Below are 13,658 nucleotides of genomic sequence, written 5' to 3' on the forward strand. Positions count from 1 at the left end.
ACGGGTAAATGGAGTGGCAGGCGAGTTATTCCGCAGCCTGTTAGAGCATCCGCGTTGATCACGCGGTTATAGGCTTCCTCCGACAAGGCGCCGCTGGCCCGCTGGCCACCGGACTTTCGGCGGCGATGGCAGCCGTCAGCGTGGTGTCGGTGCCGAAGCGGATATCCACCGTGCCTTCGGCGGTGGCCTCGGTCTCGTCCACGCCGTCGATCAACCCGTCAGCGCGGATGGTTTCGACCCGATCCAGGTTGTTGGAGAAGGACAGCTTTCCGCCCACCACGTTGGCTAGTTGGCCACCGCCGACCCGGATGGTGCCGCTGCCCTGGCTGAACCGCTTCAGGGCAAAGCTGGCCGGACTGGCGTCGATGGTGGTGGAGGCTTCGGCCTCGCCCTGGGCGATCACCCCGATGCTGGCATTGGCTGCGCCGGAGCGAGCCATATCGAAGGACAGCTTGTCCAGCTTGGCCCCGCCATGGCGGAAGAACTTCGGCACCGCCAGTTGGGCGTGGCCGATCTCGATGACGAGGCTGGGTAGCGTGCCGCCCGAGGTGAAGACATGGTCGAAGGTACCATCACCGTTATCAGCGGTGGTGGGAGCACCGAACAAGCCCTTCAGCCAAAACCCCAGCGCCCGCACATCCAGCGGCACGCCGATATCGCCCTCGTCCTTGATCGCCTCATAGAACGGGTCCTGGGCGTCGCGACCCTGGCCCAGCAGCGGGTCGTAACCCAGCGGTCGCTCGGCCCCCAGGCTGGAGTCCTTAAACGACAGCCGTCCATAGCCGTCGGCCGGAAGCACGCCGTAGCTCGCCTCGAATGCGGCCAGCAGCACGCAATCGGCGCCATAGGCCCGAGTTTTCACCATGGGAGATCCTCTCGATAGGGGGCAGTTGAGCGGCGCCAGCTGCGGCGCAGCCGTATATTCTGTTGCAGACTCATACGGCTTAGCCGTACACTCTTACTCATGGAGTACGAATTCGACCCGGCAAAGGACGCCAAGAATGTCGCGGAGCGCGGCCTTTCCCTGGCCCTTGCCCCCTACGTCTTCGATGGGCTGGTGCATCTGGCAGAGGATGACCGCAAGGAGTACGGCGAGCGGCGGCAGGTGGCCTATGGTCTAATCCGAGGCCGATTGTTCGTATGTGTGTTCACCGACCGTGGCGAGACCCGCCGGGTCATTTCGCTGCGAAAAGCCAACTCGCGGGAGGTCGAAGCCTATGCGCCGAAAAATCACGCCTGACATGAGCAAGGCTGCCCTGGAGGCTGTTAATTGGGACGCGTTGGACGCGATGTCCGATTCCGCCATTGAGCGTCAGATCGCCGCCGATGCCGATGTTGCGCCTGAAATCCTGCCGGTGGACGTCAAGGCCATCCGTAGCGCCACCGGCCTGTCACAGGGCGTGTTCGCCGCCCGCTACCGCATTCCCGTGGGAACCCTGCGGGATTGGGAACAGGGACGGAAACAGCCCGATACCACGGCACGCGCCTATCTTCACGTCATCGCCCGCAACCCCGATATCGTGGCTAAGTCGTTCGAAGCCTGAGATTAGCCCAACGGGTCTGGGCTGGCGTAATGGATGGTGACCGGCACCGTGGCTCCCCGCAGGGCGGCGGCACCGTCGATGGCGAGACCGGTCGTCTTGGGCGCGCCCCAGCCCAGCCATTCGGCCAGACCGCCAAGGGAACGGTCGGCAGCCAGGGCACCTCCCACCGCCATCAGTAAGGTGTCGAGGGCAGCACTGTCGTCATCCTTGCCGCGCTGTAGGATCACCTCGATCTCGGCTTGGTGTTCCCATAGGTAGGAGACTGGCGACAACACCACTTCGGGATCACCGGGATCTCCGTCGCGTAGGATGATCAGCCCACCGAAGGGAACCGTCTCGGGCAGCGTCGCTTCCCGCTTGGCCGTGGCATCGGGCACGGCCTCCAGCCGCACCGTAACCGTCCTCTGACGGCTACGGCGTTGCCTTGGGTTTCCGCTTACGCCGATTGGCAAACTTGGTGAATTCCTTGCGGATAGCGGCTTCGTCGATGGTCGATGGATCAAATCCGGGGCCGCGCCATTCGATCATGTTGTCATGGTCTTCATGGTCGGGATCGGCGATGACTTCGAGGTAATGGGCGTAGCCCCAGGGCCCGCCGCAGTCTTCTGGCGGGCAGGCGCCTTGGGCGTCCAGCAAGCGGGGATAGCTGACCTCGGGATCGGCTTCGGCGAGAGCTTCGAGTTTCACCGTATGCATCCAATCGTCGCCGAAATCGTAAACGTATTGGAATGTTTTGTTCCGTTTGAGGTGGAGGAGGAGATCGGCCAGGGTCGCCGTTTTGGCGGAGAGGGTGTTTGAGTCCGGCCAATCCGGGTCGGGAATGCCATAGGCGACGGCGCGGCCGACGCGGAATTCGTAGAGGTGATAGTTTTCCCAGCCCATGGCGATCTGGATGACAAGGTGCAGATCCGCCAGACGCATGGTGAGTGGCACTTCGATCCGCCGGATCACGGGCAGGTCCATGTCATCGAGTTGGATCTTGAGGCGGGCAATCTCGGTCATGGTGCGATGTTCCAGGGCAGCAGGGCGGCGATGCGGTTTACCGGGTGGTCGGCAATCCGCGTCAGAACATCGCGCAGATAGGCCTCCGGGTCGAGGCCGTTGAGCTTGGCGGTCTCGGTCAGAGTGTAGATGGCGGCGGCGCGGTCGCCGCCGGCATCGGAGCCGGCGAACAACCAGTTTTTTCGGCCCAGTGCCAGCGGGCGCATCGCCCGTTCGGCGGCGTTGTTGCTGATCTCCAGGTGGCCATCGTCGAGATAGCGGGTGAGCGCTGACCAGCGCGAGCGGGCATAGCGGATGGCGGCGGCCAACTCGCTTTTGCCGGAGATGCGGGTCAGGCTGGCGTCGAGGTAGCCTGCCAGATCTCCCATGATGGGACAGGCCTCGACCTGTCGGATGGCGCGACGCTGGTCGGGTGGGATGCCGACAATGGCGCGCTCGACGGCGAACAGGCGACCGATACGTTCCAGCGCCTCCGCGGCGATCGGTGCCGTGGTGGCGACATGGACATCGTGGAATTTGCGGCGTACATGCGCCCAGCAGGCGACCTCCGTCACTGGCGGTGGTTTGCCCTCCTTGGCCAGGTACAACTCGCCGAAGCCGGCATAGCCATCGGCATGGAGGTGGCCACGGAAACCGGCGAGATGCTTCTGTGGACGCTCGCCCTTGCGGTCTGGACTGTAGCGGTAGGCCACGGCGGGTGGAGCCGGTCCATCCCAGGGCCGCTCGTCGCGCAGATACGCCCATAATCGGCCGGTTTTGGTCTTGCCGATCCCCGGCGCCAGCACGGGCACCGGCGTGTCGTCACCATGGATCTGGCCGCCGGCCATGGCATGGGCCTCGGCCGCGTCCACCAGGGGACGGACCAGGGTGGCGGCCTTGCCGACCCACTCGGCCAGGAGTCCACGGTCGAGATCGACGCCATCGCGGGCATAGATCCCCGATTGGCGGTAGAGCGGCAGGTGATCGCAGTATTTAGACACCAGCACATGGGCCAGCAAGGCGGCGGAGGGCAGACCGCGCTCGATCGGCATCGAGGGCATCGGCGCCTGGACCATGCCCTCGCAGGCTCGGCAGGAATAGGCGGGCCGGATGTGGCGGATCACCTGAAAGCGGCCGGGGACGTAATCGAGGATCTCGGTGACGTCTTCGCCGACCTTGCGCATCGCTCCGCCGCAGGAAGGGCAGGTACAGGCGCTATCGTGGACCACCTCGGTGCGCGGCAGGTGTGGCGGCAGCGGCCGCCGGGCACGATTGCGCTTCGGCGCGGGGCCGTCGCTCGCACCGTCCTCGGCTGGCGCCAAGGCGGCGGCGGCACTCGATTCGACCTCCTCCAGCATCAGCTCCAACTGATCGGCGGCGCGGCTGATTTTCTCCGACGAGCGGCCGAACTGCATCCGGCGCAAACGGGCCAGCTCGATCCGCAGCTTCTCCACCTCCAGCGTCTTGCTCATCAGGCCGGCCTGGGCGGCGGCCAACGCATCCGCCTGGGTGGCGATGATGGCCTGTAGCGCGACGATATCGGTGGGCAGGGCGTCTGGAACCATGCCGTCGATTCTACCGTCAGAAGCAGATTCCGACCAGCGCCAGCCCCTCATTTTGTGAGGATTCCCGCCGGGTGTGGCGGGAATGACTCACCCCGCCGATTGCGGCTTCCAGGTGCGGATCGGCATCCTCCAGTCGATCCCCTCCAGCAGCATGCCGAGTTGCGCCGGAGTCAGCCCGACGATGCCGTCCGCCGGCGACGGCCAGACGAAGCGGCCCTTCTCCAGACGCTTGGAAAATAGGCAAAGACCTTGGCCGTCCCACCACAACACCTTGATCAGATCGCCCCGCCGCCCCCGGAACACGAAGACCTGGCCGCCGAAGGGATCGCGAGACAGCTTCGCCTGCACCAGCATCGCCAGCCCGTCAAAACCTTTGCGCATGTCGGTGTGCCCGGAAGCCAACCACACCCGCGTCGACGTCGGCGGCACGATCATCCCAGCGCCGCCAGTACCCGGCGTAACGGCTCGGTCGCCACCTCCGGCCCCACCCGGACCATCACGCCAGTGGGCAGCACGATTTCAATCCGCCCGCTATCGTCCGGCACCACAGCCGGGGGCTCCGAAACCGCGATCGCCAGAAAACCACCATCAGCGATCCCAGTAGCGGCCGCCAGCAACTCCCGCCGCCAAGTGAACAACTGCTGTGGCGCGATCCCATGGCGCCGGGCCACGCTGGACACTGTCCGGCCCGGCATCGCCGACTCCGCCACCATCTGCTGCTTGTCCGCCGCACTCCAACGCCGACGGCGCTGAACCGACGTGATCACCTCGACCTGGGTCATCGTGCCACGCATTAAAGTCACCATAATGCTTGGCACTTGGCCTCAACTCGCCCCGCCGCACAAGGCAGCCGTCAGAGGACGGTTACGCCGCACCAGCAGGGCGGCAAGGATCTGTTCGCGGATGGAGGGCATCACAAAATCCTGCCAAAAACTCTGGGCTTAAGCCTTCTGAACTAAGGCCATGAACTCATCGGCAGGCATTGGTTTCCCAAGTAGGTAGCCTTGAAGGGTCTCACAGCCCGCATCACGCAGAAATTCCTGCTGCTCGGTTGTTTCAACACCTTCAGCGATAACCTCAAGACCAAGAGCATGGGCCATGTGAATTATGGCTAGAACGAGAGCATCATCCTGCTCAACATCCCCAATCCCCATCACAAATGACCTGTCGATTTTCAAAGTTGTAAAAGGATACTGCCTAAGATAACTAAGCGCAGAATATCCTGTTCCAAAGTCATCAATTGATAGCTTTGATTCCGCCTCTCGCAAAGCAGTCATAAAAGCAGTTATTGTTGGGTTGTTGCCAACAACGGTCCGCTCGGTTATCTCGACCTCAAGGCAATGAGGAGGAAGCTTCGCATCGGACAGGCATTTACTAACTGTTTCTAGGAAGCCTGGATCAGCACATTGCGCGGCCGCCACGTTGACAGCCATAAAGAAATCACTGCCGATATGCTTTCTAAATCGAGCTCCATCGGCGCAAGCGGTAGCGAGAATTTTTCGGCCCATGGGCACAATCAGCCCGTTACTTTCTGCGAGCGGAATGAACCTGTCAGGAGGGACTAAGCCTCTGGTTGGGTTAAACCACCGAACCAGGGCCTCTGCCCCAATAATTCTGCCCGACTGGGCGTTAACCAGAGGCTGGTAGAAAACCTTGAACTGATCATCGCTGTTCATTGCCTGACGTAGTTCGGCATCGAGAGCATGACGGGCAACAGCCTCATCGTCCATGTCCCGCGTAAAAATCCGGTAGATATTGCCACCCTGCTCCTTGGCACGAACCGATGCAGCGTGAGAGTTCCGGATCAACTCCAGAGGATCTTCGCCATCGCGGGGATAAAATGCGATACCAATTCGGGCTGTAAGGTATGTGTCTTTTTCGTCGACAAAAAACGCTTGAGAGCATGCGTCAAGAATCTGACGAGCAAGGGCCTCAGCCTCAGCCATGACCATAAATCGACTGCTGATAATAAGAAACTCATCCCCTCCAAGCCGGGCGAGCGCATCAGCTGGCTGCAGCAATTGGCGAAGACGCTGTGCAGTTTCTACGAGAACCCTGTCACCGCCATGGTGCCCGAGAGCATCATTGACACGGTTCAGCCCATCCAGATTAACGTAGATCAGGGCCACAAGCCGTCCATCGCGGCGAGCCTCGCTGATCAAGCCTGAAAGCCGCTCCATGGCGACAATGCGCTTAGGTAAGCCGGTGAGGGTGTCATGCGTTGAAAGCTGAACTATTTTTTCTTCTGCTGCTTTCCTGTCACTTAGATCGGAAAACTGAGCAACATAGTGGGTGATTTCTCCATCACGTCGAACCGCATTTATGGTCAGATATTCTGGAAATGTCCTACCATCCTTCCGTCGGTTCCAGATTTCACCTTCCCAGTGCCCTGTATCCCGCAATAGCTGCCACATATCCGCATAGAATTCATCGTCTTGAACCCCGGATTTGAGCAATGAGGTTGTCTTCCCAAGGACTTCATGGCGCTGGTACCCTGTAATCCGGCAAAAGGCATCATTGACTGATGCGATTGTTCCATCTGCCACGGTGACGACAATGCCCTCGGCACTGGCTTCATAATAGGTTGCGGCGAGGCGAAGCTCCTGTTCCAAGGCCTCCCGCCGTCGAATATCGTCCTCAAGTGCCGTGTTGGCCGCCGCTAAATCAGCGTTCCGGTCAGCCAGGGTAGATACCAGCCTGTTCAGTGATACGGAAAGAATATGGGCTTCGCTCCTCCCATCTATTATAGGAATTTGAGCAACTGCCTCCCCCTTTTGAATTCGGTCAGCAATTTCAGCAATTCGCGTCAACGGACGTATTGTGCGCCCAAGCGCTAGCCATAGCCACGCCGCAGCACCAACAGCAACCAGAAAGCCAACAATCATCACTTGATTGCGAAACAAAACCGCATCAGCAAATGCCTCGTCTACTGGTTGATGGATGAGGATAATCCAGCCTAGGCCAGGCGATCCCATGGTCCCTTTGGCACGGGCATATCCTGTCAAATAACTCTTACCGTCAGGCCAATTCTCTATCGTCCATCCGTGCATACCTTGCTTTGCTGAAGCCACACTGGGAACATTTGAGACATCAGGCCAGGATGCAACATCACCGGTGCCAAGAACGGTCTTTCCCTCATGGTTCAGGATATGTACGCCGGTCAGGTTCCGCTGCTGCAAAGGGGCTAGACTTTGCGCTTTGATTTCTCTGGACCAATCCCAGCTCAGATGCCCACAGAGAACTCCGAGAAAAACGCCATCAGCAGAAATTAAAGGGGCAGAAACGTCTAGAAGTCGCAGCGGAAGAGGGTCTTTTGGGTCTCGGGGGATCAGCTTTGCCAGTAAAAATGCGTCATGCACATCACCGAGAAATGGACCTTTTTTCCCTTCTTGGAACCAGCTTCTCTGAGCAACGCTCTTTCCCTCGAGCATCCCTCCGGTTCCGGCCAGAATATTTCCTTCCGTATCCGTAAATCCAATCCATGCATAGTTCGGGTAGCTATTCTTCAATGTTTCGAGTAGCTGCTTTTTCCGAGCCAGGGGGGCTTTTGGATCGACGATCTCTGCCATTCCAGCGAAAACTTGGATTTCACGCCAACGCTCGTACAGGCCGGTGTCCATGTGAGCCGCCAACTGGATAGCTGCTTCCGAGAGCAGCATTCCCTTGTCTGCCTGCATCTGCGACACAGATCGTGACCCGACAAAATAGCTAATTCCAATGACTGCAGGCAAAAGAAAGGCTGCGATCAGAATTGCCAAATGAGCTCGTATGGATCGACGGGGGTTGAGAGTAGCCGAGAGCATCGTGTCTCCACATGCGGAGAATAAGCCGTCTCCCCCAAAGGCAGCTTATCCGAAAGGATATATGATTTGGTTATAATTTCAGGATTCCTGTACGTCAAACGATAGGCATGCTGCGGTGCGGCGCAAGGGCGCCGCAATCAAACTCCAAGTGAACGTTCTGCCAGATGAACACGCTACCAATTACAAACGATCAGCTCCGGCAGCGCCGAAGCCCACTGCTCGGCAGCACCGTCCACATCGAGGCGCTTCTTCAAGCTCACTTGCGGCACCAGGATGAACATCACCACACTGGTCATTCCGCGCCCGGTGCGAAGCGCCGAGGCGCTGCCCTTGTCGAAGCCGCCCCGCTTGCCGGCGCGGACCCGCATGTTTTCCGCCACCAGCAGCGACGGGGCGCCGCGGCGGTAGATGAATCGCAGGCGGCTCCCGTGCATCTGCTCCCACAGGCCGGGCGTCATGCGCTTGGCCCGCGGTCCCGCCCCGGCCGCGGGTGTGGGGATCGCCAGCCAGAAACCATGCTTGGATTTGATCACCGCACCCTGGTCGAAGGCGCGGATGATGGTGGGAGCCCTGGTGAAGACGAACCCTGCCGGTTTGATGCTTTTCCGGCCCTTGGGATAAAGCTCGGCCCGCCAGGTGTTGGCGAGGCGTTGGCCCATCCCGGCTTCCGCGACCTGGCGGCGTAGATCCGCCTTCAGCCCGTCGGCGGCTTGGCGCATGGCGGCGGTGACGGCGTCTTCCGCGTCCTTGACCTCCTCGGCCATGATCTTGCGAAGATCGCCGGATATGGCTGCGGCCAGTTTCATGCCGGTCTTGTATCCAAGGTCCAGATCAGCCGTTCGGCATCCAGGCGGGGGTCGCCCTGAACAACGAAACTGTCGCCGTCATGGACGATCACATCCCCGGCCTGGGGTGCCGGGACGTCCCGCCGCCGGATCTCGAACACCGCCGTCCCTATGTGAACGGTGATGTCGGAGAACTCGATATCGCGGTCGGGCCGCCGCACCAAGGCGCGGATAGCCTGGCCCTGATACGTCACCGTGACGGCCATGTTCGGATCGGCGAACAGGTCGTTGAGGGCGTCGGCAAAGGCGGTCACGCTCAGTTGCCCGAGAAGATGCGGACCGCCAGGCGTGGGCGCTTGTTGACGGGCAGGATCGAGGCCTCGGTCTTGACGTCGATGGCGCTGCCATCCTGACGGGCAAGCTGACGAGCATACATGGGCAGGCCCATGGTGTTGACCGTCTCGATCAGGTTGGCAGGAGCGCCATAGGTGACGAAGGTGTCGGTGGTGCCGAGGGGGAAGGCAATGCCCTCTCCAGCCGGAACCAGGGTCTCTGTCGAGCCGGTAGCCAGGGTGACGGTGGCGTTGTATTCCTCGAACACCATGCCGGCGAAGGGGAAGCGGCGGCGCACATCCTCCCGGAGCGGCTGGGCGCCGGTGGAGGAGAAGTACTGGTAGGCCGCCTCCACTTTGGGATGGCTGATCAACTTGTCGAAGAAGGTGGGGCTGACCAGGGCGGTGACCGAGGTCATGGTCTCGCCCTTGAGTTCCACCTCGACCAGACGCAGCACTTCGCGGATCTTGGCCTGCACATTGGTGGCCGCCGTGCCGAGCGCAAAATCCACCTGCTGACGGACCAGGCCGAACTCGGCGAAGTAGTCGTAGAGGGTGGAACCCGAGCCATCGCGGACGATGCCGCGGAGCGCGTTGATCTCCATGAACTCGCGGGTCTGGGCATGCTTGGTGCGCATGCGGGTCAGCTTGCGTTCCATGACAGTGGCCAGGGGATCGGCGGCATCGGCGACACCGAATCCACGCACCCCCTGGACATCCTGGGGCGTGATGGAATCATCGTGCGGGATCCACGGCACCGTGAACGACCGCATGGAGCGGGCGTCGCGGTTGGCAACGGTGGCCGGACCACCCAGCGGCACGGTGGGCAACAGGTTGAGAACGCCCTCGGCCTGCTCGATGATCACCGAGCGCTGGGTGACGCCCTCGAAGCGGAACAGGCCCATCTGGCCCAACCTGGTGTAGAGGTTGGGCAGGATGTTGATCGCCTGGGTCATCTCGGCCAGCGAATAGCCGCCCCCGTCGAAGGGATTGATAATTTCGACCATGGTATCTCCTGAGGTCAGGCGGTGACGCGGGCGACGAGGCCAGCGGTGGCGAGTTGAGAGAACTTGGCATTGCGCTCAGCCGGGAGATCGACGGAGGCGTCGAACACCAGAGCTGCCTGGGACAGGATCACCGGTCCGCGGGCAGCGACCACGGCCAGGGTGTCTCCACCGGATGCGTCGATCGCTTCCAGCAGCACAGCACTGGCAATCTCCGCCCCTTCGTCACCGAGCACTTGGGCGGCCGGCGACAGGCAGTAGTGCCCGTTGGCGGTGATGCGTCCCAGGACGGAACCGAGGGCGTAATGGCTGCCGCCCTTCAAGGTGACGACCTCACGGCAATAGCTGGCATCGAACTCCAGCTTGAGCAGGTCGCCCAAGGTGGGCTGCATGGTCAGGACAGGCATGGTCATTCTCCGTGACGGGAGGCGGCTTCACGGGCGCGCCGGACGATGGGGCTTTCGGCATTGGGCTTGGCCGCGGGGATGGGGGCTGCGGCCACCACATGGGAGGCATCGGATCGTGCCACCAACTGCTCCAGAACCGAGCGGCGCAACGCCTCCGGCTTGATGCCTTTGGCCAGAGCGTCAGCCGCGTCGATGGTCACACCCATGCGCCCAGCCAGCCGAGGAGCCATCACGCCCAGGATCACGTCCAATTTGGCGCGGGCGATCATCAGCGGTGCCCCGTAGAGACGGGCCGCCACATGGGGGAGATCTGTCATCTTGAGTGCTATCGCCTTGCGTTAGCTAACGATGTCCATTAGCATTGGGTATGATCAAGTCGTTCAAGAACCAGATGGCTGAAGCAGCGTGGCAGCGACGCTTTATCAAAGGCGTTCCAAATGACATTCTGAAGGTCGCCAATCGGAAGCTGACGCAGATCCATAACGCCAAGAATCTGAACGATCTAAGGGCGCCACCTGGCAATCGGCTGGAGGCTTTATCAGGTGACCGGCACGGTCAACATAGCGTTCGGATCAATGACCAGTGGCGGGTCTGTTTCGAATGGCGTGACGGCGATGCCTTTGAAGTCGAGATTGTTGATTATCATTGAGGAGGCCGTGATGGCGGACTTTGCCCCTACTCATCCTGGCGAGGTGCTGCGCGAGGATTTCTTGAAGCCCCTGGGCATGAGCCAATACGCTCTAGCCAAGGCAATCGGCGTTCCGCAGATGCGGATCAGCGATATCATCAATGGCCGTCGAGGGATCACTCCGGACTCAGCCCTGCGGTTGGCCCGTTATTTTGGGACCTCCGCGGAATTTTGGATCGGGATGCAGGCCACTTTTGACCTGGAAACCGCTCGTGACCAGATCGGTGCCGAGATCGAGACCCAGGTTCACCCCAGGGCTGCCTAAGCCCCAAATCCACGCGCTATTGAAGGACATCGATTGCCCCGCCACCCCATCAAGGCAGTTATTGCCGCATTTGCATTTACGGTAGCCAGTTGCGCTCCCATGAGCGATCAAGCTGTCGGCACCCCACCGTTGACCACCATCAGAAACCTGGATGTCCCGCGCTACATGGGCGTTTGGCACGAAATCGCCAAATATCCGAACTGGTTCCAAGCAAAATGCATCAGCGACACCAGTGCCCGTTACAACCTCCTGCCTGATGGTACGGTAGAGGTCATTAACCGGTGCCGCCGCGCCAATGGCGAATGGGACGAGGCCATCGGCAGCGCCTACCAGGTCGGAGCGGCGAATTCCCCGAAGTTGAAGGTTCGGTTCGCCCCGGCTTGGCTATCTTGGCTACCGGCGGTGTGGGGCAATTACTGGGTCATCGACATTGATGAGAGTTACAGTTTGGTCGCCATTAGCGAGCCAATACGCGAATATCTTTGGATCCTGTCGCGATCCCCGACAGTTGACCCTGCCGCGTACAAATCGCTCCTGCAAAGGCTTGAGGCCAAGGGCTTTGATCTGGCCCGTCTCCAAGGCCCGAGCCTGTGAGCGCAGCGAAGTCGTGACCAAGATCTAATCTGCAGGCTGGCTCGAAATAGGCATGAGTGGCGGGCTGCCAAAGACCAGTCCAAGCGACTGCTCGCGCGCCTTGTCGGCAGCGATCTCGGCATCCACCTGCTCGACGTCGAAGCCACGTTCGGCCAACGCTTGTGTCCTGCTCTTGAGACCGGCTTCGATCTGCTCGATCTCGGCCCGGGCGTCCTTCATGGGATCCACCCAATCCCACTTGGGCGGCAACCAGGAGCACGACTGTGCGAGGGCTCGGGCTTTCTCATAGCCAGGGATGGTCAGGGCGCCAGACATGACCGCCATATCCATCCAGCGCTGCCAGACCAGCCGGCAGAGTTGATGGACCATGACGGCATGCTGCCAGGCCTCAATCCGGCGACGGAACTCCAACAACGCAAGGCGCGAGTTGGAGTAGTTGGCCTTCAGCATGTCATTGGACAGATAGGCGTAGGGCACTCCCAACGCAGCCGAGATTTGAAGCAAGGTCCGATATTGGAAGGCCTCGTAGGAGCCACCCACATCAGCCGGTGCCGAGGTCTGGATCTGCTCGCCGGGTTCCAGCATCACCACCTGGCCGGGCTGGACATCCATCAGCCGATCGCCAGAGCCATTGTCCTCGGCAATATCGAAGGGCTCGCCCGGCGAAGGCGTGGTGACGAACAGCGCGTACATGGCCGCCACCTTCTTGCGATCCAGTTCGGCGTCGTCGTACTGATCCAGCAGGAACAACTTCACGATGGCTGGGGCGAAACGCGAAACGCCCCGCAACTGGCCAGCATCGACCGGGTCGATCACATGGATGATGTCGTCTGCCTGCACACGGGTCAGTTCACCGGCCATGCCGGGATCGGTCAGATCACCGGGGTGGCGGCGCAGGAACCAGTAGGCCACCCGCCGACCGATGGCGTCGAACTCGATACCCTGGCGGATGACATTGCCGCCGGGCAGATCCTCATTGCGGTTCAGCGGCAGCATCTCGGAGGGCAGCATCTGAAGCTGCAGCGGCACCGCCAACCCATCCTCGGGTCGGCGGGGACGGAAGCGGAAGAACACCTCGCCTGCGATAAACACCTCCCGGGCGGCCCGGCGCTGCTGGCCGTAGAAATCGGTCAGCCCCTCCGCGTCACTGTCATCGGTCCAGGCTAGCCAGAGCTTCTGGACAGCGGCCTTCTGCTTGGAATCACCAATGAGCGAGGATGGCTTGATGCCCGCGCCCACCACGTTGCCGGCCCAACTCTCGATGGCATTAGCGGCATAGCCGTTGTTGCGGACCAAATAGCGGGCCCGCGCGGTAATGTCCGGACCGGCCGCCGCGATCAGGGTATTGAGGTGGGCCCGGGTCGCCTGGAAGCTCTTGAGCCGGCGATTACCCTGGCCTGCCTCGAAACCGCCGCCGAACCACGAGCCACCGATCCAGGCGCCGAGCCTGCGGCGAACGCTGCTCAGCATGATCACAGCCCCTTGCTGGCGACGGTCAGCACCCGGCGGCGAGGCGCTCGGTTCTCGGCCTGGGCAATGCGGCGATCGAGATCATTGAGGACCTTGTCGGCCTGGGCCAGGTCATAGTGGACGGTCCGATCGCCGACGGTGACCCGGCTGACCAGCGCATTGCGCCGGGCCAGCACCCGTTCGCGCTCGGTCTTGAGTTCGTCGATGGTCATGGATCATC

Annotated in this window: 19 protein-coding genes; 5 read left to right on the forward strand and 14 right to left on the reverse strand. The window is 61.2% G+C overall.

Annotated features, from left to right (window positions below):
- Nucleotides 1-58: 58 nt before the first annotated feature.
- Nucleotides 59-865, reverse strand: coding sequence for a phage tail tube protein (locus ACV4UZ_RS08900; RefSeq protein WP_491600538.1), 807 nt, complete (start codon nucleotides 863-865; stop codon nucleotides 59-61).
- Nucleotides 866-964: 99 nt separating this feature from the next.
- On the opposite strand from ACV4UZ_RS08900, the gene ACV4UZ_RS08905 reads away from it, so the two are divergent.
- Together ACV4UZ_RS08905 and ACV4UZ_RS08910 are read left to right on the forward strand one after the other, a co-directional pair.
- Nucleotides 965-1,240 carry a BrnT family toxin gene (locus ACV4UZ_RS08905; protein ID WP_491600539.1) on the forward strand — a complete coding sequence of 92 codons (276 nt, stop codon included), beginning with the start codon at nucleotides 965-967 and terminating at the stop codon, nucleotides 1,238-1,240.
- 1 nt (nucleotide 1,241) lies between these two features.
- Nucleotides 1,242-1,544, forward strand: coding sequence for a helix-turn-helix domain-containing protein (locus tag ACV4UZ_RS08910; RefSeq protein WP_491600540.1), 303 nt, complete (start codon nucleotides 1,242-1,244; stop codon nucleotides 1,542-1,544).
- 2 nt (nucleotides 1,545-1,546) lie between these two features.
- Here ACV4UZ_RS08910 and ACV4UZ_RS08915 read toward each other — a convergent pair whose 3' ends face one another.
- The 11 genes from ACV4UZ_RS08915 to ACV4UZ_RS08965 all read right to left on the reverse strand — a co-directional run bounded on the left by ACV4UZ_RS08915 (nucleotide 1,547) and on the right by ACV4UZ_RS08965 (nucleotide 10,690).
- Nucleotides 1,547-1,936, reverse strand: a complete 390-nt coding sequence (locus ACV4UZ_RS08915; RefSeq protein ID WP_491600541.1) for an acyl-CoA transferase — start codon at nucleotides 1,934-1,936, stop codon at nucleotides 1,547-1,549.
- 19 nt (nucleotides 1,937-1,955) lie between these two features.
- Nucleotides 1,956-2,546 carry a plasmid pRiA4b ORF-3 family protein gene (locus ACV4UZ_RS08920; RefSeq protein WP_011385681.1) on the reverse strand — a complete coding sequence of 197 codons (591 nt, stop codon included), beginning with the start codon at nucleotides 2,544-2,546 and terminating at the stop codon, nucleotides 1,956-1,958.
- Nucleotides 2,543-4,090, reverse strand: a complete 1,548-nt coding sequence (gene tnpC / locus ACV4UZ_RS08925) for an IS66 family transposase (protein ID WP_491600542.1) — start codon at nucleotides 4,088-4,090, stop codon at nucleotides 2,543-2,545. Before tnpC ends, ACV4UZ_RS08920 begins: the two co-directional genes overlap by 4 nt.
- An 87-nt stretch (nucleotides 4,091-4,177) precedes the next feature.
- Nucleotides 4,178-4,525 (reverse strand): IS66 family insertion sequence element accessory protein TnpB, encoded by a 348-nt coding sequence (tnpB, locus tag ACV4UZ_RS08930; RefSeq protein WP_043744949.1) that lies wholly within the window; start codon nucleotides 4,523-4,525, stop codon nucleotides 4,178-4,180.
- A complete protein-coding gene (gene tnpA / locus ACV4UZ_RS08935) occupies nucleotides 4,522-4,872 on the reverse strand; it encodes an IS66-like element accessory protein TnpA (RefSeq protein WP_158303983.1) in 351 nt (116 codons plus the stop codon). Before tnpA ends, tnpB begins: the two co-directional genes overlap by 4 nt.
- A 159-nt stretch (nucleotides 4,873-5,031) precedes the next feature.
- Nucleotides 5,032-7,848 (reverse strand): bifunctional diguanylate cyclase/phosphodiesterase, encoded by a 2,817-nt coding sequence (locus ACV4UZ_RS08940; RefSeq protein ID WP_158699571.1) that lies wholly within the window; start codon nucleotides 7,846-7,848, stop codon nucleotides 5,032-5,034.
- 218 nt (nucleotides 7,849-8,066) lie between these two features.
- Nucleotides 8,067-8,699: a DUF6441 family protein gene (locus ACV4UZ_RS08945; RefSeq protein ID WP_491600543.1), complete on the reverse strand. Its 633-nt coding sequence runs from the start codon at nucleotides 8,697-8,699 to the stop codon at nucleotides 8,067-8,069.
- Nucleotides 8,696-8,992, reverse strand: coding sequence for a head-tail joining protein (locus ACV4UZ_RS08950; RefSeq protein ID WP_491600544.1), 297 nt, complete (start codon nucleotides 8,990-8,992; stop codon nucleotides 8,696-8,698). Before ACV4UZ_RS08950 ends, ACV4UZ_RS08945 begins: the two co-directional genes overlap by 4 nt.
- Before the next feature lie 2 nt (nucleotides 8,993-8,994).
- Nucleotides 8,995-10,017: a major capsid protein gene (locus ACV4UZ_RS08955; RefSeq protein ID WP_068427967.1), complete on the reverse strand. Its 1,023-nt coding sequence runs from the start codon at nucleotides 10,015-10,017 to the stop codon at nucleotides 8,995-8,997.
- 14 nt (nucleotides 10,018-10,031) lie between these two features.
- Nucleotides 10,032-10,421, reverse strand: a complete 390-nt coding sequence (locus tag ACV4UZ_RS08960) for a head decoration protein (protein WP_491600545.1) — start codon at nucleotides 10,419-10,421, stop codon at nucleotides 10,032-10,034.
- A 2-nt stretch (nucleotides 10,422-10,423) separates the two neighbouring features.
- Entirely contained in the window at nucleotides 10,424-10,690 is a 267-nt protein-coding gene (locus ACV4UZ_RS08965; RefSeq protein ID WP_491600546.1) for a hypothetical protein, read from the reverse strand.
- 98 nt (nucleotides 10,691-10,788) lie between these two features.
- Between ACV4UZ_RS08965 and ACV4UZ_RS08970 the strand changes: the two genes are divergently transcribed.
- The 3 genes from ACV4UZ_RS08970 to ACV4UZ_RS08980 all read left to right on the forward strand — a co-directional run bounded on the left by ACV4UZ_RS08970 (nucleotide 10,789) and on the right by ACV4UZ_RS08980 (nucleotide 11,968).
- A complete protein-coding gene (locus ACV4UZ_RS08970) occupies nucleotides 10,789-11,070 on the forward strand; it encodes a type II toxin-antitoxin system RelE/ParE family toxin (protein ID WP_491600547.1) in 282 nt (93 codons plus the stop codon).
- Between the two features lie 10 nt (nucleotides 11,071-11,080).
- Nucleotides 11,081-11,374, forward strand: a complete 294-nt coding sequence (locus ACV4UZ_RS08975) for a HigA family addiction module antitoxin (protein ID WP_491600548.1) — start codon at nucleotides 11,081-11,083, stop codon at nucleotides 11,372-11,374.
- 99 nt (nucleotides 11,375-11,473) lie between these two features.
- Nucleotides 11,474-11,968, forward strand: a complete 495-nt coding sequence (locus tag ACV4UZ_RS08980; RefSeq protein WP_491600549.1) for a lipocalin family protein — start codon at nucleotides 11,474-11,476, stop codon at nucleotides 11,966-11,968.
- A gap of 24 nt (nucleotides 11,969-11,992) precedes the next feature.
- Here ACV4UZ_RS08980 and ACV4UZ_RS08985 read toward each other — a convergent pair whose 3' ends face one another.
- Together ACV4UZ_RS08985 and ACV4UZ_RS08990 are read right to left on the reverse strand one after the other, a co-directional pair.
- Nucleotides 11,993-13,438 (reverse strand): phage portal protein, encoded by a 1,446-nt coding sequence (locus ACV4UZ_RS08985; protein WP_491600550.1) that lies wholly within the window; start codon nucleotides 13,436-13,438, stop codon nucleotides 11,993-11,995.
- 2 nt (nucleotides 13,439-13,440) lie between these two features.
- Nucleotides 13,441-13,650, reverse strand: coding sequence for a hypothetical protein (locus ACV4UZ_RS08990; protein WP_491597942.1), 210 nt, complete (start codon nucleotides 13,648-13,650; stop codon nucleotides 13,441-13,443).
- Nucleotides 13,651-13,658 lie beyond the last annotated feature (8 nt).

This window comes from Paramagnetospirillum sp. (assembly GCF_058402745.1).